Annotated in this window: 23 protein-coding genes; 10 read left to right on the top strand and 13 right to left on the bottom strand. The window is 66.2% G+C overall.

The features are described from left to right. Positions 1-21 precede the first annotated feature (21 nt). Both E9229_RS06145 and E9229_RS06140 read right to left on the bottom strand, forming a co-directional pair. Positions 22-705 carry an O-methyltransferase gene (locus E9229_RS06145; protein WP_183510390.1) on the bottom strand — a complete coding sequence of 228 codons (684 nt, stop codon included), beginning with the start codon at positions 703-705 and terminating at the stop codon, positions 22-24. A gap of 21 nt (positions 706-726) precedes the next feature. Continuing rightward, complete coding sequence (locus tag E9229_RS06140) at positions 727-1,035, bottom strand: thiamine-binding protein (RefSeq protein ID WP_183510388.1); 309 nt, start codon at positions 1,033-1,035, stop codon at positions 727-729. 159 nt (positions 1,036-1,194) lie between these two features. Between E9229_RS06140 and E9229_RS06135 the strand changes: the two genes are divergently transcribed. Beyond that, positions 1,195-2,652, top strand: a complete 1,458-nt coding sequence (locus tag E9229_RS06135; RefSeq protein ID WP_183510387.1) for an amino acid permease — start codon at positions 1,195-1,197, stop codon at positions 2,650-2,652. A gap of 136 nt (positions 2,653-2,788) precedes the next feature. On the opposite strand, the gene E9229_RS06130 is transcribed toward E9229_RS06135, so the two are convergent. Next, positions 2,789-3,772 carry an endonuclease/exonuclease/phosphatase family protein gene (locus E9229_RS06130; RefSeq protein WP_183510386.1) on the bottom strand — a complete coding sequence of 328 codons (984 nt, stop codon included), beginning with the start codon at positions 3,770-3,772 and terminating at the stop codon, positions 2,789-2,791. A 270-nt stretch (positions 3,773-4,042) separates the two neighbouring features. Here E9229_RS06130 and E9229_RS06125 point away from each other — a divergent pair, with 270 nt between their 5' ends. Both E9229_RS06125 and E9229_RS06120 read left to right on the top strand, forming a co-directional pair. After that, a complete protein-coding gene (locus tag E9229_RS06125; RefSeq protein ID WP_183510385.1) occupies positions 4,043-4,264 on the top strand; it encodes a hypothetical protein in 222 nt (73 codons plus the stop codon). Positions 4,265-4,285: 21 nt separating this feature from the next. After that, positions 4,286-4,633: a hypothetical protein gene (locus E9229_RS06120; protein WP_183510384.1), complete on the top strand. Its 348-nt coding sequence runs from the start codon at positions 4,286-4,288 to the stop codon at positions 4,631-4,633. A gap of 186 nt (positions 4,634-4,819) precedes the next feature. Here the strand turns inward: E9229_RS06120 and E9229_RS06115 are convergent, their stop codons facing one another. Then, on the bottom strand, positions 4,820-5,530 hold the full coding sequence (locus E9229_RS06115; protein ID WP_183510383.1) for a phosphonatase-like hydrolase: 711 nt from the start codon (positions 5,528-5,530) through the stop codon (positions 4,820-4,822). Between the two features lie 378 nt (positions 5,531-5,908). Between E9229_RS06115 and E9229_RS06110 the strand changes: the two genes are divergently transcribed. The 3 genes from E9229_RS06110 (at position 5,909) to E9229_RS06100 (ending at position 9,110) form a co-directional block, all read left to right on the top strand. After that, positions 5,909-6,469, top strand: a complete 561-nt coding sequence (locus E9229_RS06110; RefSeq protein ID WP_183510382.1) for an HdeD family acid-resistance protein — start codon at positions 5,909-5,911, stop codon at positions 6,467-6,469. A gap of 623 nt (positions 6,470-7,092) precedes the next feature. Then, positions 7,093-8,826: a dipeptide ABC transporter ATP-binding protein gene (locus tag E9229_RS06105; protein WP_183510381.1), complete on the top strand. Its 1,734-nt coding sequence runs from the start codon at positions 7,093-7,095 to the stop codon at positions 8,824-8,826. After that, positions 8,823-9,110 carry a hypothetical protein gene (locus E9229_RS06100; protein WP_183510380.1) on the top strand — a complete coding sequence of 96 codons (288 nt, stop codon included), beginning with the start codon at positions 8,823-8,825 and terminating at the stop codon, positions 9,108-9,110. The genes E9229_RS06105 and E9229_RS06100 overlap by 4 nt, the downstream gene beginning before the upstream one ends. Before the next feature lie 57 nt (positions 9,111-9,167). Here E9229_RS06100 and E9229_RS06095 read toward each other — a convergent pair whose 3' ends face one another. From E9229_RS06095 to E9229_RS06070, 6 genes are all read right to left on the bottom strand, one after another. Continuing rightward, positions 9,168-10,100 (bottom strand): ABC transporter permease, encoded by a 933-nt coding sequence (locus E9229_RS06095; protein ID WP_183510379.1) that lies wholly within the window; start codon positions 10,098-10,100, stop codon positions 9,168-9,170. Continuing rightward, a complete protein-coding gene (locus tag E9229_RS06090; protein WP_183510378.1) occupies positions 10,097-11,101 on the bottom strand; it encodes an ABC transporter permease in 1,005 nt (334 codons plus the stop codon). The genes E9229_RS06095 and E9229_RS06090 overlap by 4 nt, the downstream gene beginning before the upstream one ends. 71 nt (positions 11,102-11,172) lie before the next feature. Beyond that, positions 11,173-12,882, bottom strand: coding sequence for an ABC transporter substrate-binding protein (locus E9229_RS06085; RefSeq protein WP_183510377.1), 1,710 nt, complete (start codon positions 12,880-12,882; stop codon positions 11,173-11,175). A gap of 216 nt (positions 12,883-13,098) precedes the next feature. Beyond that, entirely contained in the window at positions 13,099-13,410 is a 312-nt protein-coding gene (locus tag E9229_RS06080; RefSeq protein WP_183510376.1) for an AzlD domain-containing protein, read from the bottom strand. After that, positions 13,407-14,150, bottom strand: a complete 744-nt coding sequence (locus tag E9229_RS06075) for an AzlC family ABC transporter permease (protein ID WP_312855614.1) — start codon at positions 14,148-14,150, stop codon at positions 13,407-13,409. The genes E9229_RS06080 and E9229_RS06075 overlap by 4 nt, the downstream gene beginning before the upstream one ends. 80 nt (positions 14,151-14,230) lie before the next feature. Further along, the gene (locus E9229_RS06070) at positions 14,231-15,103 is read right to left on the bottom strand and encodes a glycerophosphodiester phosphodiesterase (RefSeq protein ID WP_183510374.1); all 873 of its coding nucleotides are present in this window, start codon (positions 15,101-15,103) and stop codon (positions 14,231-14,233) included. A gap of 108 nt (positions 15,104-15,211) precedes the next feature. On the opposite strand from E9229_RS06070, the gene E9229_RS06065 reads away from it, so the two are divergent. Beyond that, positions 15,212-16,483: a DUF445 domain-containing protein gene (locus E9229_RS06065; RefSeq protein ID WP_183510373.1), complete on the top strand. Its 1,272-nt coding sequence runs from the start codon at positions 15,212-15,214 to the stop codon at positions 16,481-16,483. On the opposite strand, the gene E9229_RS06060 is transcribed toward E9229_RS06065, so the two are convergent. The 3 genes from E9229_RS06060 to E9229_RS06050 all read right to left on the bottom strand — a co-directional run bounded on the left by E9229_RS06060 (position 16,480) and on the right by E9229_RS06050 (position 18,630). Beyond that, positions 16,480-17,331: a hypothetical protein gene (locus tag E9229_RS06060; RefSeq protein ID WP_183510372.1), complete on the bottom strand. Its 852-nt coding sequence runs from the start codon at positions 17,329-17,331 to the stop codon at positions 16,480-16,482. The two genes, E9229_RS06065 and E9229_RS06060, sit on opposite strands and share 4 nt — an antisense overlap. An 84-nt stretch (positions 17,332-17,415) precedes the next feature. Then, positions 17,416-17,859, bottom strand: a complete 444-nt coding sequence (locus E9229_RS06055; protein WP_183510371.1) for a DUF2871 domain-containing protein — start codon at positions 17,857-17,859, stop codon at positions 17,416-17,418. A gap of 144 nt (positions 17,860-18,003) precedes the next feature. Further along, complete coding sequence (locus tag E9229_RS06050; protein WP_183510370.1) at positions 18,004-18,630, bottom strand: alpha/beta hydrolase; 627 nt, start codon at positions 18,628-18,630, stop codon at positions 18,004-18,006. Between E9229_RS06050 and E9229_RS19795 the strand changes: the two genes are divergently transcribed. The 3 genes from E9229_RS19795 (at position 18,538) to hisC (ending at position 20,927) form a co-directional block, all read left to right on the top strand. Further along, positions 18,538-19,140: a D-arabinono-1,4-lactone oxidase gene (locus E9229_RS19795; RefSeq protein ID WP_312855613.1), complete on the top strand. Its 603-nt coding sequence runs from the start codon at positions 18,538-18,540 to the stop codon at positions 19,138-19,140. The genes E9229_RS06050 and E9229_RS19795 overlap by 93 nt on opposite strands. Before the next feature lie 50 nt (positions 19,141-19,190). Next, complete coding sequence (locus E9229_RS06040; RefSeq protein ID WP_183510366.1) at positions 19,191-19,661, top strand: Lrp/AsnC family transcriptional regulator; 471 nt, start codon at positions 19,191-19,193, stop codon at positions 19,659-19,661. A 180-nt stretch (positions 19,662-19,841) separates the two neighbouring features. Next, positions 19,842-20,927: a histidinol-phosphate transaminase gene (gene hisC / locus E9229_RS06035; protein WP_183510365.1), complete on the top strand. Its 1,086-nt coding sequence runs from the start codon at positions 19,842-19,844 to the stop codon at positions 20,925-20,927. Positions 20,928-20,977 lie beyond the last annotated feature (50 nt).

Here is a 20,977-nt window from a genome sequence, read left to right as displayed (position 1 = left end):
ACTGCCGGGCCGCGGTTCCGGCTACCTGATGAGCGCGAGTGCGAATCCGTCCCAACCCTTGGGGCCGGTTGTCTGCAGTGCCGTGGCATCAACGCGGGGGTCCGCACCGAGGAATTCGAGTCCGGCCCGTATTCCCTCAAGCATCCGCCCGGCTTGTGTCGCCGGGTCCCCGGGTTCGGTCACCGCGCCGCCGCGGACCACGTTGTCGAGCACTATCACCGTTCCCGGGCGGCCCAGGGCGATGGCGGCCTCCAGGTAGTGCGCGTTGTTTTCCTTGTCCGCGTCGACGAACACCAAGTCGAAGGGCTCGACGCCCTCCTCGAGCAGCTGGCGCAGCGTGTCCCGGGCCGCACCGAGCCGGATCTGCACCCGGTCCCCGACGCCTGCCTCGTCGAGGTTGGAGCGGGCGATGCGGGCATGCAGCGGTTCGAACTCGCAGGTGACCACCACCCCGTCGGGCCCTACTCCGCGGGCCAGCCAAGTGGTGGAATAGCCGCCGAGGGTGCCGATCTCCAGCACGCGCCTGGCTCCTTGGATGCGGGCCAGCAGCATCAGCAACTTGCCCTGGCCGGGGCCGACCTCGATGGGCGGCAGCCCGGCGTCCAGGGCCCTGCGCCGGCCGGCGTCGAGCTGCTGATCGGTTTCATGCAACATCGAGACCAGGAAGTCTTCGACCTGGCTCGGTGTTGCCGGCTGCTCGTCCATGGGTGGCACTCCTTGGCCTGCTCAGTCCTGGCGGCGCTCCAAAGCGGCCTCGAGCCGCTGGACCTTGCCCTCCAGTTCCCCGGTGTGTCCGGGTCGAATATCGGCTTTCAGCACCAGCGAGACCCGTGAACCGTATGCGGCGACGGCCTCCGTGGCACGCTTGACCACGTCCATGACCTCGTCCCACTCGCCCTCCAGCTCAGTGAACATCGAGGAGGTGGAATTGGGCAGGCCGGAGTCGCGGACGACCCGCACGGCCGCTGCGACGGCATCGTGTACCGATCCGTCGGCATCGGCTGACGTGGGGGCTACTGAAAAGGCAACAATCATGCCTTAACTGTCCCACCATTCATCGCATATGGCACTGGTCACTGGCCCCGGACCTGCAGGAAGTGCGATCCGCGCCACATTGTGACAAGCTATTAACACAAAACCGGCCGAACGGCCGGTCAGCTAAACATTTTCTTCCCCTCACCCCCGGCTAGGATCATGACCACAGTTCTGACTCAGACCACCCCCCCCGAATCGGACTCGAAGCGGACCCTGCAGCGTGGATTGACCCCGCGCCACGTCCGCTTCATTGCATTGGGCTCGGCCATCGGCACGGGCCTGTTCTACGGCTCTGCCAAGACCATCCAGACCGCCGGTCCCGCCGTGTTGATCGCCTACGTCATCGCCGGACTGCTGGTCTTCGCGGTCATGCGCTCGCTCGGCGAGATGGCAGTGCGCCACCCGATCGCCGGATCGTTCGCCCAGTACGCCGGGCGCTACATCAGCCCGCGCATGGGCTTCCTGACCGGCTGGACCTTCGTGTTCGAAATGATCGTCGTGGCCATCGCCGACATGACCGCGGTGGGCACGTACATGCGCATGTGGTTCCCGGACACCCCGGGCTGGATCTGGATGCTCGCGGCACTGCTGCTGATCGCCGGCCTGAACACCATGCGCGTCGGCATCTTCGGCGAGATGGAATTCTGGTTCTCGCTGATCAAAGTCACCACGATCATCGCGTTGATCGGCACCGGGCTGTACCTGATCGTCTTCGGCATCAGCACCGGCGGCTACGAACCCGGCGTGCACAACCTGGTCGATTTCGGCGGATTCGCCCCGTTCGGCGTCTGGGGCATCATCATGAGCCTGGGCATCGTCGTCTTCTCCTTCGGCGGCATCGAAACCCTGGGCATGACCGCGGGCGAGGCCGACGACCCGGCAACGTCCATCCCGCAGGCCGTCAACACGGTTCCAGTCCGCGTCCTGCTCTTCTACGTGCTGTCCCTAGGCGTGCTGATGTGCCTGATCCCCTGGCACACCATGGATCCCGACATCAGCCCGTTCGTCCAGGTCTTCGCCGGCATCGGCATCCCCGGCGCCGTGCACGTCATCAACGCCGTGGTACTCACGGCAGCGCTGTCCGCCATGAACTCGATCGTCTACGCGGCGGTCCGGGCCATGTTCGGCCTGGCCGCCCAGGGCCACGCACCGAAGTCCTTCGCCAAGGTCAACCGCCACGGCATCCCGACAGTGCCGGTGGCCCTCGTGAGCGTCTGCCTGCTGGTCGGCCTGGGCCTGTACTTCTGGATCCCGGACCAGCTCTTCCTGGTGGTCGCCTCCATCGCAACCTTCGCGACGCTGTTCGTCTGGACCTCGATCCTGCTCTCGCACCACCTGATGCGCCGCGAGCTGGCCCGCGAGAACGCGCCCAAGGGCATCTTCGCGCTGCCTCTGTGGCCGCTGCCGACCTACCTGGGCTTCGCGTTCATGGCACTGGTCGTCGTGATCCTGGGCTTCAGCACCGCCGGACGCACGGCACTGATCGTCGGTGGCGTGTGGATCGTGCTGCTGCTGGCCGCCTACCAGTTCCTGGTTCCCGCCAGCGGCCGGATCCGGCCCGCGCTGGAGAACTACACGCCGGCAGCGGAAACCGCCGCGGCGGACGCCACCAGCTAGCCGCATGACCGCACCGCGCCGGTGGCGCCGTGCGGAGAAGACGGAAAGGACCTCCGCTGGGAAGGTGCCGGATCGAACCCTTCGGGTAGACCGGCCCCGCCCCTGCGGAGGTCCTTGTGCGTTTCCGGGGACCGGGTTAGCTTCCGGCCAGGAGGTTCACGTTGGTGCGGACCGCCAGGTGGTCGCTCTTGCCCGCCGGAAGCACAGTGTTGGAGGTGACCGGCAGCCCCCGCGAGAGGAAATGGTCAAGGCGCATCACGGGAAGCGGATCGGCCCGCCAGGTGAAGCCCAGTCCGCCGGCATTCTGCCGTGGTTCATCAAGGGTGCGCAGCAGCGGGGCGAAGGCCCGGTCGTAGGCGGTGGCGTTGAAGTCGCCGACGGCGATGACCCGCGATGCGGCATCGGCTTTAATGGCCGTCGAGAGCTGGAAGAGCATCTCATCGCGGTCGGCATGGTCGTTCGGACGGGCCGATGCGGCATGCACCACGTATATCTTCACCTCCCCGGCATCGGTGGTGACGCGCGCGGACAGGGCCCGTTTCCAGCCCAGGCCCAGGTCGAGTGCCACCGGGGAATGCAGCGGATACCGGCTCCACAGGCCGACGGTACCGACCACGAAGTGGTACGGGTAGTCGGCCGACAGCCCGGCCGTGACCGGGCCGTCGGCACCGGGATCCAGTTCCTGCAAGGCAATCAGATCGGCCCCGGTGGCGGAGAGCGTGCGGGCCGATTCGAGCGCCGTCCCGGAACCCGACTTCACGTTTTGGCTGGCGATGCCCAGGGCTCCGGCTGTCGGCTCCGGGGCGCTCCAGGACAGCGGAATCACGGCCGACCCAAAGGCGGCAGCCCAGGCCAGCGCAGGGATCAGCACGAAAGCGGGGGCCATGGCACTGCGGGTGAGAAGCGCCAGCGCCAACAGCGGAACCATGGCCAGCCCGAGCCAGGGGGCGGCGCTGTCCACCAGCAGGCCCAGGCCCGCCACGTCGGGGACGCTGGAATGGAAGGAAATCAGGGCTGCGGTCAGCAGGGAGCCAAGCAACACCAAGGTGCGCAGCAGGCGGCGCGCGCGCGATGGTCGGCGGCGCCGGCGCTGCGTGTCAGGGGCATCGGTGGTAGGCATCGTTCTCCAGCGTTTCACACCCAGCCGCCCGGCGCATCAACGCCGCCCGGGTGTTGGCCGGGAGTTGGCCCGATCCGACCGCTCGCCGCCGGGTAAGCCTGCCCGATGCCGGGTCCACACCCGGCCCCCGGGCCGGAGCGGCACACCGGCGCCCCTGGGACGATAAGGGATGACTAGCAACGGAACTCTAGTCCCCAGAAGACCATGGCCCGCGGGCCATCTGTCAGCGCTTCCACCCCCTTGAGCAGGAAACCGCTGGCCACCCTCGGATTGGCTGAGATAATCCACTGCCACGCCGATAGGGTCGGATGCTTCCGCCCTATCGTCGAGTCGGAGGGCCCGGCAACGGACGCCGTCACCGGGCTGGTGCGGGACCTGTTTGAATTCGATGATTCACGCGCCGCAGCTGGCATGACCCGCGCCGAGGCCCGCGAGCTGGTCATCGCCGGGCGCACCGCAGACATCTACTCCCGCGACGTTGCAGCCCACTAAAAGATCGCCGCGCAGATCGACGTGGACCTGGTCGAGGGCACCAATCCGACCGGGCACGACTTCGCCGTGGAATTCGGCCTCAACACCCGCCTGGCCAACCACCGGGGCCGCCATGTTGTCGCAGTGGTGAACGCTGGGGGCACGTCCGTCGCCGAGGCGGCCATCACCCCGGCCACGACCGAGCTGGTGGCCAGGGTAGCTGGCGACCACCACCGGCCAGTCCTCGCCGTCGGTCCGGGCACGGCCGGCGAAACGAACCAACAGCTCCCGCTCGTCCTCGGCACGGGCCGCTATCAGCATCCGGTGCCCGCTGATCCGGAACCCGGCTTCCCTTCCTGGGCGAAGCCAGTGAGGCCGGCCAGGGCGTAGCCGGGCCCCTGACCCGTCCTGGGTGGTGGGGCCGCGGTGTCTGGAATTGCGGATCGCGGCGCCGATGGCACGGTCAGCGCGTTCGATGACCCAAACGCCCGGCCCACCGCTCCACGGAAAGCGAGGCGTGGGCGAACCCGATGACGTCCGCACCGGTGAGGGCGAAGGGATCGGGTCGCGCCGGTGTCACGGTGCCGCGGTTTTCTCGCGCTCGGAGACGCCCAGCAGCTCGGGCAGGTCGCGCACGTCGCAAAGATGAGTGTGCGGGAACGTGGACAGGTGTTCGCCGCTCTGCGCACCGGTGGCTACCGCCACCACGTACTTCGCGCCGGCGTTCATGCCTGCCGCCAGGTCGCGTTCGGTGTCGCCGGCGGCGAGGACCTGGGCCGGGTCGGAGACGCCGGCCAGGCGCATGGCGTACCGGATCATGTCCGGTGCGGGGCGTCCGGCGTCCACGTCGTCGGAGGTGATAAGGAAGTCCACCCGATCCTCGGCGCTCGGGCCGACGCTCCAGCCCAGGGAGTCCAGCACCATCATGCTGATCGATCGGCTGAAGCCGGTGGTCAGTGCCACGATCATGCCCGCGGCCCGCATCCGGTCGATGGCCTCGCCAACACCGGGCAATTCGACCGGCGGGTTTTCGGCGTAGCTGCGGGTTAGCCGGAGGCGGAACAGTTCGTAGAGGCGCTCGACCTCTTCCGGGTCCGCTTCGCCGGTGAACGCGGTAAGGAAGCCGGCGATGGCCTCGCGCTTGTTGGCGCCGAGCGCCGGGCGTAGCTGCTCCTCGGAGATCGTGACCGAGAGCGCCTCTTCGATGACCGCCTTCAGCGAGGCGTAAACGGCACCGCCCTCGTTGACTGTAGTGCCGGCGACGTCAAGGGTAATCAGCTGAACCATGGGATGTAGTGACTTTCTTCGGTGGGTCCGCGGTCCGGAGGAATCCGAGCCGCAGTTCAAGGCTATGAAGCCGGGGGGACCGGGCGGCGGCCGGCGTGCAAACCCCCGGTGAACGGGACAGGAAACTTCGGCGCCACCGCCGGCAGAGGCGGCCGGGCGGGGATATGGGCAAGGGCCGGCGCTCCCCGGGCCGGGCGGCGTGTTCAGCGCACGCGTAGTGGCATCCGGGAACGGGCCGCGGGGCCGGAACAGCAGGCCAATGCCACCGGCTGGTGAACACCCGGCGGGCATCGGCACGGCACTGGTCGCCAGCCCTGTGGAATCCCATCCCCGAGCCCTAGAGTGGTCTCATAACACGGGAATCAACGGGGGCAGACAATGATTGAGCTGGTAACCATCAAGCCGACCAAGGCCGCGGGAAACGCATTGATCATCCGCGGGGTGCTGGCCATCATCTTCGCCGTGCTGGTACTGGCCTGGCCGAAGCTGAGCGTGGCAACCCTGGTGATCCTGTTTGCGATATTCATCGTGCTCGACGGCATCACCGAAATCATCCAGTGGTCCACGAACCGCCGCCTGCCCGGGGCCCGGCGCTACTCCAGCTGGGTGTTGGTGGCCGGCATCGTCTCGGTCCTCGGCGGCATCCTGGCGATCATCTGGCCCAACGTGACTGCCGTGATCCTGACCCTGATCATCGGCTGGTGGGCTTTGGCCATCGGCGTCCTGCAGGTAGTGGCCGCCCTGTTCCTGAAAAAGGCCTTCTCCCTGTGGTGGCTCGGGCTGCTCAGCGGTGGCGTCAGCATCATCTTGGGCCTGGTTCTGGTGATCTTCCCGGGCGCCGGCATCATGGGCTTCCTGATCCTGCTGGCCGTGTTCGTCGCACTTTTCGGCGTGGTGCTGGTCACCGACGGAGTCAACACCCGCAAACTCGCGATGTGAGGCACCGCGGCAGGGATCCGGCCGGATTCACGGCACTTCTCGGTTCGTCACTTGTCGCCGCTTCGCTGCTGAGCGGCTGCACCGCCACGGTGGAGGCCGACGGGACGCTGGACCCGGCCCCTGAGCCGAAGGTTCCGGGTCCGCATCGGCACCGCGTGCAAAGCCGTCCCGGGAAAGGTTTACTACACCCACGCTGTCCGGGCGGCGGGCACTGGATTTCCTGGCCCTCCGGCCCGGGCAGCGCCCGCTGATCTCCACGGGCTCCCGGAACGGGTGACGGAGCACGAGCAATCGACATCGTTCACCGCGACGCTGAAAAAGGGCGGCCTGCTGGTGCAGGTCGACTGCATGGCGCCTCGGGCGAGCTGCTCGTGGACATCCCATAACGCAGCCTCGTTTCCCCCTGGACTGCGGCATCGATGCCCCATTCATCTAGCAGCTGGGGCATGTGGCCGAGGGCACCGATCTGACCACCCAGATCCGCGTCCCGGCGCACACGCATTGGAGGGTGGACGTGCCGGAGGCCAGCAGCCCCCTTTCGCGCCCGGTCAGCCGACTGACACCGAGCAAACCAAGGGTGATGAAAGTCACTTTTTAACTCGTCGGTGGGGCAGGATGGTTCAATGACCGAATACTCCGACGCCACCGGCGCACTGCACCGCACCGAGTCCGCCGGGCCCACTGCGGTGAGCCCACTGCTCGAGGTCTCGAACCTGGGCATTTCCTTCGACACCCTCTCCGGCGGCATCCAGGCAGTGAATAACGCCTCGCTGACCCTGGAGGCCGGACGCACCCTGGCCATCGTGGGCGAATCGGGATCCGGCAAGTCAACCACCGCCATGGCCATCATCGGCCTGCTCCCGGGCAACGGGAAAGTCACCAGCGGCTCGATCCGCTTCGACGGCAAGGAACTGGTCGGGATGCCGGAGAACCGGTTGCGCTCCATCCGCGGCCGGCATATCGGCATGGTCCCCCAGGATCCGATGTCCAACCTGAATCCGGTCACGAAGATCGGGCAGCAGGTCGCTGAAACCCTGCTGGCCCACGGCATGGCCACCTCCAAGGACGTGGACCGGAAGGTCATCGAAACGCTTCAGGCTGCCGGGCTGCCCGACGCCAAGGAGCGGGCCAAGCAGTACCCGCACGAATTCTCCGGCGGCATGCGCCAACGCGCGCTCATCGCCATCGGGCTGGCCTGCCGGCCGCGGCTGCTGATCGCCGATGAACCCACCTCGGCCCTGGACGTGACGGTGCAGCAGACCATCCTGGACCAGATCGAGCAGATGACGGCCGAGCTAGGAACCTCCGTCCTGCTGATCACCCACGACCTGGGCCTCGCCGCCGAACGCGCCTCGGACCTGGTGGTGATGCACCGTGGCCTGGTGGTGGAAGCAGGGCCGGCCCGGCAGCTGCTCGAGGATCCGCAACACCCCTACACCCGGTCGCTGGTCGCCGCCGCGCCCTCCGTCGCCGCCGTGCGGCTGCGTCCGGGCGCTTACGCCAAGGACCTGACTCAGCGCGCCGAGTCTTCCGTGGAACCCATGGCCGCGGTCGAGAACATCGTCGAGCTCAGGGACCTGACCAAGGTGTACCCGGGCCGGGGCCGCAAGAAAGAGGATTTCTACGCGGCCAGGAACGTCACTTTGGAAGTGCCGCGCGGAACCACCGTGGCGATCGTGGGCGAATCGGGGTCGGGCAAGACGACCACAGCCCGAATGCTACTCAAGCTCATCGAACCTACCAGTGGCACCATGATCTTCGACGGGCAGGACGTCTCAACTCTCAAGGGCGAGCGACTGAGCAACTTCCGCCAACGTGTCCAACCGGTCTTCCAGGATCCCTATTCCTCGCTGAACCCGATGTTCACCGTCGGGCGCATCATCGAGGAACCGCTCAGTGCCTACAAGCGCGGCAATGCCCGCGAACGCGCGGTCCGGGTCCGCGAGCTCATGGAACAGGTCGCCCTTCCGGCTTCGATGCTGCGGCGCTACCCGGCCGAGCTCTCCGGTGGCCAACGCCAGCGCGTTGCCATTGCCCGCGCCCTGGCCCTGAAGCCCGAACTGCTGATCTGCGACGAACCGGTCTCGGCCCTCGACGTGCTGGTCCAGGCACAGATCCTGAAGCTGCTCGGGGACCTGCAGGCGGAAATGGGCCTGAGCTACCTGTTCATCTCCCACGATCTGGCGGTCGTCCGGCTGATCTCTGATTATGTCTGCGTGATGAAGGATGGGGAGCTGGTGGAGGCCGCCTCCTCCGAGGAGATCTTCACCAACCCGCGCCATCCCTACACGCGCAAGCTGCTCGCCTCGATCCCGGGCAACGAACTGCTGATCGAGCTGGATTCCGACGTGGCATGATCCCTCCGCGACCCGAGGATGGGGACGGCCACGAAGGGGATGCGCCGCAGGATGAGCCCCGGCCAGCACCCGACCCATTCGGCCCCCTCACCGGGCGCCGCAGCCGCGGCGTGCGGGTGTTCATGGCCGCATGGCTGTTACTGATGGGGACCACGCTGCTGGTGCTCGGCGGGATCCTGCTCGCCCGGGCCGGGAACCCGGTCGGAGTCACCCTGCTTGCCGTCCTTGAGCTGGCCTTCATTGCCTGCTTCATCCTGCTCATGCGGGAGGCCGGCAAACGATAGCCTTCCGCTTGCCGGCCTCCTCCCCGTTCGGGTGCGGGAGCTGGATCCCCGACCCCGTCAGCGCCGCCGCGAGCGGGGGTCCAAGGCCTCGCGCAGGGACTCTCCCAGCAGCGTGAAGCCGAGCGCCGTGATGGCGATGCAGATGCCGGGCAGGAACGCGAGCTGCGGGGCGATACCCAGTTCGGCCTGCGCGTAGGTGAGCATGCGCCCCCATTCGGCGGTTTCCGGCCGCCCGCCACCCAGTCCCAGGAAGCTCAGCGCAGCGGCGTCGATGACTGCTGTGGCCAGGGTCAGTGTCGCCTGCACGATCACCGGGCCCAAGGAATTGGGCAGCAGGTGGCTCATGGTGATGGTCCGTTTACTCAAACCCAGGGTCTGCGCCGCCAGCACATAGTCGGCCCCGCGCTGGGAGAGCATTGAGGAGCGCAGCAGCCGGGCAAAAATGGGTACCTGAGAAACACCGATGGCTATCATGATCGCATAGGCCCCCTGCCCGAGGATCGCCGCAATGGAAACAGCGAGCAAGAGGTTCGGCACTGACAACAGCAGGTCCACGAAGCGCATGATCACGTTATCGACCCAACCTCCGAGCCCGCCGGCCAACACACCCAGCAGCATGCCGCCAATCAGGCCGAACGCCGTGGACACCACGCCGATCATCAGCGAGGAGCGGGCACCCCAGATCAATTTGGAGAGCACGTCGCCACCGAATCGGTCCAACCCCAACAGGAATTGCGGCAGCTCCCCCGGGCCGGGAATATGGGTCGGGGTGATCTCCTTGCGTCCGGGCAGGTCCTCGCCTCCATATGGCGCCAGGAACGGCGCGAACAACGCCACCAGCAGGAAAAGCACCACAATGACCGCTCCGGCCACGGCCGAGGGATTGCGGCGCAGCCTGATGAAGGCATCGCGCCAGATGCTGGTTCCTTTTTCTGGCGGCGCTTCGGGCACCTTGTCGGGGATTGCCGCCTCCGGAAGATCGATGCTCATTGCACACGCACTCTCGGGTCGATGATGCCGTAGGAGACGTCAACGACCAGGTTGATCAGCGAATAAATGATGGCGATGAAGATGATGAAGCCCTGCAGCACCGGATAGTCCAGGCTGAAGATCGCATCGCGCAGGAAGCGTCCGATGCCGTTGAAGGCGAACACCGTCTCGGTGAGCACGGCGCCCGAGATCAGCAGGCCAAGTTGCAGGCCGATCGTGGTGGCCACCGGCAGCATCGCATTGCGCAGCACGAACCGGTTGCGGATCAGCTTCTGGTTCAGCCCCTTGGCGCGCGCAGTGCGGACGTAGTCGGCGTTCTGGACCTCGAGCACCGAGGCCCGGGTGATGCGCGCGACGATGGCCAGCGTAATGGTTCCGAGGGCCACCCCCGGAAGTATCAGGTGCACGAAGGCATCCCAGGACGCATCCCATTCCCGGGTCAGCAGTCCGTCCAGCACATAGAAGTCAGTGATGTGGGTTGCATCTATGCGCGGACTTTGCCGCCCATCGGTCGGGAAGATCGGGAGCTTGATGGCGAAGAGCCATTTGAGGATGAATGCGAGGAAAAAGACCGGGACCACGATGCCAACCAGTGAAATTCCCACCGAGGCATGGTCCTGCCAGCGACCCACGTGCGATGCCGCCCAGTAGCCCAACGGGATGGCGACGCCCACGGCGAAGACGACGGCAACGATGGTCAGTTCCACCGTGGCGGGAAAGCGGGTGGCGAATTCCTCCAGCACCGGTCGGCCGGTCTGGAGGCTCACCCCGAAGTCCCCGCGCAACAGCTTGCCCATATAGGAGAGGTACTGCTCGATGATCGGCTTGTTGAAACCGTAGGCCTCGTTGATGCGGGCCACGGCTTCCGGGGTCGCCTTGTCGCCCAGCAGGGCCGTTGCCGGGCCTCCGGGCAAGTTGCGGACCCAGAGGAAGAGCAGGATGGACAGCCCGAGGAGCGTCGGGATCAGCAGGGCCAGACGTTGGCCGATGACTCGAAGCACTATGTCCTTTCGGGAAGCAGGATAAAAGGAACAGGCGGTGGGCCATGGGCCCACCGCCTGAAACCTCGGGATTACTTCGTGAGCTTGATCTCGTTGAAGACCTCGTCATTGACCGGGCTGGTGGGGTAGGACTCCACCCGTGAATCGAAGGCCAACGACGGGGCCGGGTGCGCCAGCGGCACGGCCGGGACGAACTTCGCCACGTCGGCGTTGATCTCCTCGTACAGCGGGGTCTGCTCGGCGAGGACGGCAATGCCGCGGGCCTTGGTCAGCTTGTCGAACAGGGCCTTGTTCTCGAAGCCGAACTCGGGCTTCTCCTGGCCGAAGAACACGCCGACGAAGTTATCCGTGTCGTTGTAGTCCCCGGTCCAGCCCAGCAGGTGGATGCCGTGATCGGCCGTTGCCTGCACGCGGTCCAGGTAGTCGGGGGCCCACTTGTTCGGCTGCGGGTCGACCTTGATGCCAACGTCCTTGAGCTGGGCACTGATATTGGTGAACACCTGCTCGGGGGTGGGCATGTACGGGCGGGAAACACCTGTGGGGTAGTTGAACTTGATGGTGAATCCGTCCGGGTATCCGGCTTCCTTCAGCAGTTCCTTGGCCTTCTCCGGGTTGAAGTCATAGGCCTCCACGTCCGAGTTGTAGCCATTCACGACATCCGGGATGAACTCGATGGCCTTCTTGGTGCCCTCGGGCAGGGTCTGCTTGATCAGCGCGTCCTTGTCGATGGCGTAGGAGATAGCCTGGCGGACCTTGACGTCCTGGAGCTCCTTGACCTTCTGGTTCAGTCCCAGGTAAAGGATCGTGAAGGGTTCGCGGGACAGCACGTTGTAGCCGGCGTCCTTCAGCGCTTTGGTGTCTGCCGGTGCGACCAGGTCGTAGCCGTCAATGTCGCCGGCTTCCAGGGACTGGCGGCGGGCTACCGGATCGTCGATCATACGGAAGACGATCTTCTGGACTTGGCCCTGATCGCCCCAGTAGTTGTCATAGGCGGAGAGTTCGACGTTATCGCCCGGGCTCCACTTATCGAACTTGAACGGTCCGGTGCCAACCGGGTGACCCTTGGCATATTCGGAAAGGACCGGTGATTCGGCGCTGCCAGAGATCTCGTCGGCCTTGAATTCCTTCATGGCCGTGGGCGACTGCATGGCGAAGGCCGGAAGCGATAGCGCGGCAACGAATCCGGCAAACGGTTCGGCGAGGTCGATCTTCGCTTCGGTATCGGAGACGGCCTCGCAGGACTTGTAGACGGCACCTTCGGGCTTGTCCTTGAAGCCCTTGAAGAGGCTGCTGTAGTAGTAGGCCACCGAGTCGGCCTGCTGGATGCCGGTGAAGTTATACCAGCGATCGAAGTTAGCGCAGACTGCCTCGGCATTGAACGGGGTTCCGTCCTGGAACGTCACACCGGACTTGAGCTTGAAATCGTAGCTCAGGCCGTCGTCCGAGTTCGTCCAGGATTCAGCGAGCATGGGAGCCGGATCGGCGGTGCCTGGCACTGTCCCGACCAGCCCCTCGAAGATCTGACGGCTGACACGGAATGATTCACCATCAGAGGCGAAAGCAGGGTCAAGGGACTTCGGGTCGGAAGATGCGGCGAAGATGAAAGTCGGATCAACCGCCTCCGCTCCGGCGCCAACGTCCTGGCTGGTTCCGGCCGATGGCTTTTCCTCGCGCTGGCTTTGGGCGCAACCGCTGAGCATCAGAGCCCCGACGGCCATGCTGGCGCCGGCGGCAAGGAATCGTTTGCGCAGGGGTCGGGCGGATGTAACGCGTTCGTTCATGTCTACTCCCAGGTTGAAGGCATGGACGTCTTCCGTCAGTGGAAGTCGCCGCTGGTTCCCGTAGGAACCAGAACCACATGGGTGTGAGCCTAGTCACAAAAACTTGTTGATGCTGACATTTCTACCCGCGAGTATTTCAACACGCGTCACAATTTGATTACGGCAGTCATTGGACCGCGAGGCCTTGGGATGTTTCCAAGAACGGATTCCCGCGGTTCAGCGAGCGCCGAGGAGGCGCAAGACGGCAGCTGCCGCGGCGCCCGCAATCACCACGGCCAGGAACGGCGCCCGCAGCAGCAGCGCCACCAGCGCGGCCACCAAGGCACCCGCCCGGGCGTCAATGATCACCGAGGTGCCTGCGGAGACCGTATTGACCATGGTCAGCGAGGCGAGCAACCCGATGGTGACGGTTCCCGCTGCACGTAGGGCCCGCTCATTCTCCAGCACCCGGGCTGGCACGAGGTAGCCCAACAATTTCGTCAGGTACGCCACGGCGGCTGCCAGCAGGATCCAGGTCCAAGTGCTCATGGCTTTCCTCCCTCGGATGTCTCACCGCGGCGCTCATGCGCGTACGGGTCAAGGTCGGGCTCCAGCCCCTCGCGGGCGGGGCCCTTCCCCCACCAGCCCCAGACCGCGGCGATGGCCGCCGCGACAAGAATCGGAATCCCGGGCGGGACCAGCGGAATCACCAGCACGGTTGCCAGTGCGCAGACGACCGCAATGGCCACTGGCTCACGCGAGCGCAGCCGTGGCCAGAGCAGGCCCAGGAACGCGGCCACCGCTGCACCATCCAGCCCCCAGGCTTTCGGGTCCCCCAGGGCGTCGCCCAGGAGTGCGCCGAGCGCGGTAAAGATATTCCATAAGACGAATACGCCGACCCCGGCGATCCAGAATCCACGTCGCTGCTCGTCCGGATCGCTTTGTCCGGAAGCCGTGGCAACCGATTCGTCGATGGTCACGTGGGCGGCCGCAGGCCGCAGCCAGCCGGTCGGACGCAACATCGAATTCATTTGCATTCCATACACGGCATTTCTGATGCCTAGCAGCGATGCGGCGCCGAAGGCCGCCCCGCCCGAACCACCGCCGGCCAGAACACCGATGAACGCGAACTGCGAACCTCCGGTGAACATCAGCAGGCTCAGTGCCACCGCCTGCCAGACCGACAACCCGGCGGCAACACCCAGGGCGCCGAAGGAAATCCCGTAGAGCCCGGTCGCCAGGGAGATCGACAGGGCGATCTTGGAGGCGGGCGTCAGCTGGATTTTCACCCACCAAGTCTAACGATGCACGCCGGGGCGGCCCGTCACATGGTCCGGTGCGGCGACTTCTACCGCCCTCGGGCCGTTGCTCAGCCGCGCCCCGCGGCAAGACCCAGGTATTCCTTGAGCAGCGCCGGGCGGTTGCTGGTCAGCTGGGTGACGCCCGCCGCCACGAGGTAATCAGCGTCCTTCTCCCGGTCCACGGTCCAGACCCGGAAGGTCCTCCCGTTATCCAACCAGCGCTTCAGCGCATCGGGGTGCGCGCGCAGGTAAGACACGCCGGGACCGGCGATGCCCGGGAGCCCGCGATCCAGCAACTGCACGCCCGCTTCCATCGACTCGGCCAGAACGCCTGCCACCGCGGCCTTGTCGACCATCCCGTCGCGTGCCAGTTCATCGATCCATTCCGCATCGACTGACGTCACCAGCTGGCATACGTATTCGGCCGGAACGTGCCCGAGTAGCCAATCCACCGAGCCCGGGTCGAAGCTCATGAATGAAACGGTGATATTGCCGATCTGCGAATCCCGCGCACCCCAGCCCAGTGCGCGCAGCTCCTCCAACACCCGCTCCTCGAGCTTCCGGCCAAACGGGCTCGGATGTTTGATCTCCACAGCCAGCCCGACCTCCGATCCATCGGCGAGCATCAGTCCCACCAGCTCACCGAGGGTCAGCAGCTGCTCATGCGGGCCCCCATAACCGGAGGGCAGTTCGGCGCCCTTCCACGAACAGAAATCCAAGGCGCGCAGTTGGGCAAGGGTCAGCTCCGCGACCCTGCCGGTGGCGTTCGAGGTCCGGTTCACCGTCGGGTCGTGGTGGCAGACGACCTGGCCATCGGCGCTCAGATGGACATCGCATTCGATGCCGTCGGCGCCCTCGACGAGCGCCTGCAGATAGGCGGCCCTGGTGTTCTCGGCGAAGCGTTCACTGGAACCACGGTGCGCAAAGACAAAGATGCTCATGGATTCCACGCTACCGGCCGGGCCCCGCCGGCGCAGGTCGTGGGGCGCCTACGGGGTGAACTATCGTGGAATTCTAGGGTGCCGCCAATCAGTAGGAGTTCCACGATCATGTCCGACCTGTCGCCCGTAGCTGCCCCGCTCACCGACCTCGACCGGGCCTTGGCGCTGCGTCGCATGAAACGCCTGGCCACCTCGCTCCTGGTGATGATGGCGGTGGTGTTTGCCGTGGCCTTCGCGCTTCAGGAGCGCTACCCGTGGCTTCAATACGTGCGTGCGGCGGCGGAAGGCGGCATGGTCGGCGCGTTGGCCGACTGGTTCGCGGTCACGGCACTGTTCAAGCACCCGATGGGCCTGAAAATCCCCCACACGGCGATCATCCCGCGCAAGAAGGACCAGATCGGGGAATCCCTGGGCGAGTTCGTGCAGGAGAACTTCCTCTCCGAGGAGGTCGTGTCGGAGAAACTGAGGCAGCTCCACTTTGCCGCCACCGTTGGAACCTGGCTACGGAAGCCAGCCTCGGCGGAGCGGGTGGCCAAGGAGGCATCGGTGGCGATCGGCGCGATCCTCGAGGTGCTGGACGACGAGGACGTGCTCCGGCTGATCGAGTCCCTGGCCAAGAAGCACATGCTTGCCCCCGAATGGTCCTCCACGCTGGGGCGCATCGTGCAGCGGCTGGTCGCCGATGGGCATCACCGCCCGCTCGTGGACCTTCTCGTCGAACGCGCCCAGGAATGGGTGGGGTCCAACCGCTCCACGGTGGTGGGGCTGGTGGCCACCCACTCGCCCTCCTGGATCCCGAACATGGTCGATCAGCTGCTGGGCGAGAAGATCCACCGTGAACTGCTCAAGCTCACGGCCGCCGTGCGCGCCAATCCTAACCACCCGCTGCGCCTGAGCATCGATGCCTGGCTGGCGGATTTCGCCACTGACATGCAGGGCTCGCCGGAGATGATCGCCAAGGTGGAGGAGCTGAAGCACTCGCTGCTGGGCGATCCGCAGCTGCGCGAACTGGCGGCCACCAGCTGGTCAAGCATCAAGCAGGCGCTCATCGATGCCGTGTCGCATCCGGAATCCGAGCTTCGGCGCTCCTTCGTCCGGGGTCTGATCGACCTGGGAAACCGCCTGCGTACAGACGCGGCGCTCTCCGCGAAGGTCGACGGCTGGGTCGTGGGAGCCGCCGGGTATCTGCTGGCCACCTATGGCGGGGAGATCGCCATGCTGATCAAGGACACCGTCGCCCGCTGGGACGGCAATGAAACCAGTCAGAAGATCGAGCTCCAAGTCGGCCGGGACCTGCAGTTCATCAGGATCAACGGCACGGTGGTCGGCTCGCTGGCAGGTCTTCTCATCTTCACCGTGGCCAACGCCCTGTTGGGCTAGGAGTCCAACGGCTTCCCGGTGGGCCCCAAGGCCTCGGCCCGACGCCTGCGTTCGTCCTCGATCTCCCGTTCGACGTCCTGCTCGGCAGTGGTTCGGAAAACAGTCCCGGTGCCCCGAAGCTCGGCCTCGAGCACTGCCCCGGGCACGGTGACCGGCAGGGCTCCGAAGGCCAGCCCCGCCGACTGGACCACGCGCCGGCCCAGGAAATGGTTGCCGGCACCGCCGATTGCCGCTCCCACGCCGAAGGGGATGACGCGCCCGACCATGGAGGCGCCCTGGGTGGCCATGATCTTGCGCATGAACTTCTTCTGGATGCTGGCCGCCGCCGTGCGCCACAGGCTGCTGCGGTTTCCGGCACCCAGCACAGCCGCCCAGCCCTTGATGGGGCCGGCGCCCTGCCCGGCCGCCTGGTGGGTCAGCGAGGCGATCATCATGGACCCCTCGTCCCCGAGCAGGATGGCCATGACCAGCAGGCGGGTCTTATCCGGGTCGTCGGTGGCGATACCGTGCAGCTCGGCCAGGGACTGCCCGTAGAGGGCACTGGCCTCGAGGAATCCGACGGTCGCCGTGGCCGAGAGGCCCAGCGCGAGCGCCGTGCCCACGGCGGGCACGGCTGCGGTGGCACCAACGGCGGCCCCGCCGCCGGTGACGGCGATCAGGTAGTCGCGTTCGACGATCCGGGCCAGTTCCGCCGCCGTGGCACCCGGGTGTCGTCGGCGCATCCGGCGCAGGTAGGCCAGCACTAGCGGGCGCTGCAGGGTGATGGCACGCAGGATCGCACCCTGGATGCCCTGGACGGGTTTGCCGTCGGGTCCGATGATGACCGAGGTGATCGCGTTGTTCTTCATAACGACCAACTGTAGGACCACCGCCCGGGCGTTGGCTGACTTTTTCGCGCCCGGCGTGGAGCCCGGGCGGCCCGGGCCGCCGCCTCAGGCACGGGGCGCGGACCGGACGTTGCCGGCCACCAAGGCCCGACGCACCGCGAGGAAGAGCAGCACGAATCCGGCGGTCAGGCAGATATGGCCGAGTCCGGCGATACCCGAGAGTGCCGCCGATCCGGCGTCGGCACCCACCACCACCAGTGAGCCCTTAACCGCCATCATGCCGCCGGTGATGGCGACGCCGATCGTCCAGGTCCAGAAGAACCAGTTGAAGAGCTTCGGTGCAACGCCGGAGAGGGAGAAGAGCTTCTCCAGTGCCAGGACAAGCAGCAGGATGACGAAGCCGAGCACCAGGAAGTGCGAGTGGACCAGGCCCAGTTGCGAGGCCGAGCGGTCGGTGAAGTGGTGGGCCTTGGTCAGCTCACGGTAGTACAGCCCGGAGAGAATGCCGACGATGCCGAAGCTGAAGGAGGTGTAGAACAATCGGAGCACGGTGCGCTTGCCTTTCAAACGGCCCGGGAAAGCAAGACGGGGGGGTCCGGCCGGGCAAACCCTTGACCCTCCATCGCCCACCCTGCCATCCGGTTTTCGCTCGTCCATCAACCGAACGGTGGATTCCCGCACGCCACTTCGGGTTCAACGCAGGTAATGGTTCAGGAAGGCCGCCACGTCGCGCTGCTCCTCGGGACCGAACCCATGGCCCATGCCCGGGTAGCTCCGTGCCGTGAGCCGCGAGTTTGCCGACAGCCAGTCCGCCGTGTGTTCGAGCGCGTCGGCGTTGATGACCGGGTCCATCGGGTCCCGGCCCCAGAAGAACGGGATCGCCTCGGCCCGATCCCCCGGCACGGTGTCGGTGAGGTTCAGCAGCTCGTTATCCAGCACGAACCCGCTCAGCCCCACCACGGCCCGGTAAGAGCCGGGCCGCAGGCGCTGCAACGTCGAGGCCATCGCCATGCCCTGGGAATGGCCCAGCAGGCTGATCGAGGCGTACCCGGTCGCGTTTGCGTCCTGCCAGTCGAACACCCTCCCGGCGCCGGAGAGCACCTCGGCGAAGTCGTTGGCCAGGAAGTAGTCGAGCAGGAACCATCCGTATTCACCGTCCATGTCCAGCCCGCCGCGCAGGGCGACCCCGGTGGCATCCCCGGGCAACGCGGAGAACCACGGGATCATGTGTTCCTCGCGGGAACCGTAGCCGTGGAACAGGATCACCAGGTGCGTTCCAGTCCGCTCGGCCTCCGGGCGCGAATAGATGGCGTGGAGCATGCGCCCCATCAAACCACACGCCGGTGCTCAGGTGCCCGGGTCACCCGATGTTGTAGATCGGGCGCACTCCCGAACCGGTGCCCGGCGCCGGCACCACGGCCCCCTCCGCTCACCGGCGCTTGGAGCAGTTCACGTGAGACATTCCGACACGTATTTTCAGCAGACGATGCCCGCCGTCGACGACTTCCCCAGCTACCTTGCGGCGCTGGACGCGGCCGGCCTCGCCTCCCGCCCCGTCGGCCTGCTGGATCTGGATCGGCTGGGCACGAAAGCTTCTACATCGCCGTCCACCGCTATGCGGGGGAAGCCGCCGGGGAGTTCTTCGGGCAAGTGGAAGAGGTCTTCATCGCCCATGGCGGGTGCCCGCACTGGGGCAAGATGCCTACCCGCGACGCTTCCTACCTGCGGGAGCAGTACCCGCATTTCGGCGGCTTCCTGGCCCAGCGCAAGGCGGTCGACCCGGACGGCATCCTCCTCTACGGGCACCTGCGCGAGATGCTGGGGCTCTAGGCCACGATGCGGATTGGCGTGGGCCCGGTCCCAGGCACGATGATGGGCAGATGAAACTTGATCCGCTGGACGCCTCGATCATCGAGCTGATGACCGACGAGCCCGGCATCGGTGTGCTCGAATCCTCCAGGCGCCTGGGAGTGGCCCGTGGAACGGTGCAGAACAGGCTAAACCGGCTGCAGGAGGCCGGGGTGGTTGCGCGCATCGCTCTGCAGATCAACCCGGGCGCCATGGGCTACCCGATCATCACGTATTGCTCCCTGGAGATCCACCAGGAACACGGCCACGAAGAGGTGGCACCGCTGCTGGCCAGGATCCCCGAAATCCTGGAAATGCACACCGTTTCGGGCTCCAGCGACATGCTTGTGAAGATCGTGGCCCGGTCCACCGTGGATCTGCAGCGGGTTCTGGACGCCGTTTCGCAGACCGCGGGGGTGGACCGGACCTCCAGCTCGATCGTGCTGGTCACCCACTTCGAAAACCGGACCCTGCCGCTTGTCCGCGACGCCGGCAGAGAGTAGCCCACCCGGATCATAGGTGGACAACTTGTCCGGCAAAACCACCTGAACACCACTCTTCCTGTACATGTTGTACGCACCTTTGGCGTCCGTTTGACCATGCAGCCGGAGCTACGTAACTTACTGTGAGTTGCACCATCGTTGACGAAACACGTTGTCACGAAAGCCTCCGAAGGATCCCGCATGACGCTGCCGCACCGTTCCTCGCTTGACCACATCCCGCCCTACAAGCAGGGCCAGGGCCCCGCTGCCGGCGCTGCCGCCTCCCACAAGCTCTCTTCCAACGAAAACCCCTACCCTCCGCTGGCCTCGGTCACCGCGGCCGTCGCGGAATGCCTCGGCGGCATCAACGAATACCCCAACGGCGGGGCACCGGAACTCACGGCCCGACTGGCCGAGCAGTTCTCCGTGTCAGCCGAAAACATCTGCCTGGGTGCCGGGTCGGTCGAGGTTGCCGCACAGCTGATCCACGCCACCACCGATCCCGGCGACGAGGTCATGTTCGCCTGGCGCTCCTTCGAGGCCTACCCGATGCTGGCCCGCGTGGCCGGGGCCGTCCCCCTCGAGGTCCCGCTCGATGCCGAGGGCCGCCACGACCTTCCCGCCATGGCAGCGGCGATCACCGACCGCACCCGGCTGGTCTTCATCTGCAACCCCAACAATCCCACCGGCACCATCGTGACCACCGCCGAGGTGGAGGCCTTCATGCGGGAGGTACCGTCCACCGTGCTGGTGGTCATCGACGAGGCATACCTGCATTTCAACCGGGAGCCCGGCTCGGCTCAGGGCATCGAATTCTTCCGCAGCTACCCCAACGTCGCCGTGCTGCATACCTTTTCCAAGGCCTACGGCTTGGCCGGGCTGCGGGTCGGCTACGCGATCGCCCCCGCCGAGGTGGCGGCGAACCTCCGCAAGACGGCCATTCCCTTCGCCGTGACCACGCTGGCCCAACATGCCGCCGTCGCGTCGCTGGATGCCGAGGATGAACTGCAGGTCCGCATCGACGCCCTGATCCAGGCCCGCGCCGAGCTCAGCGCCCGATTCACGGCGGCTGGAATCGAGTTCCCACCCTCCTATGCCAACTTCATTTGGCTGCCCACCGGCGAGGACACCGGCGCCGTGGATGCAATCCTGCGGGAGCGCGGAATCTGGGGCCGCGCCTTCGCCGGCGAGGGCATCCGCATCTCCATCGGCAACCCGGAAGCCAACGAAGCGATCCTGGCGGCCGTGACGGCCGCAGTACCGGGCGTGCGCGTCCAACTCGGCTAGCCTCCGCTTCGCGCACACGCCAGTGGCGGTCCACCGGATTCCCGGTGGAC

This window comes from Paeniglutamicibacter cryotolerans (genome assembly GCF_014190875.1).
GTDB lineage: Bacteria > Actinomycetota > Actinomycetes > Actinomycetales > Micrococcaceae > Paeniglutamicibacter > Paeniglutamicibacter cryotolerans.
This window is presented reverse-complemented; position numbering and strand designations above follow the sequence as displayed.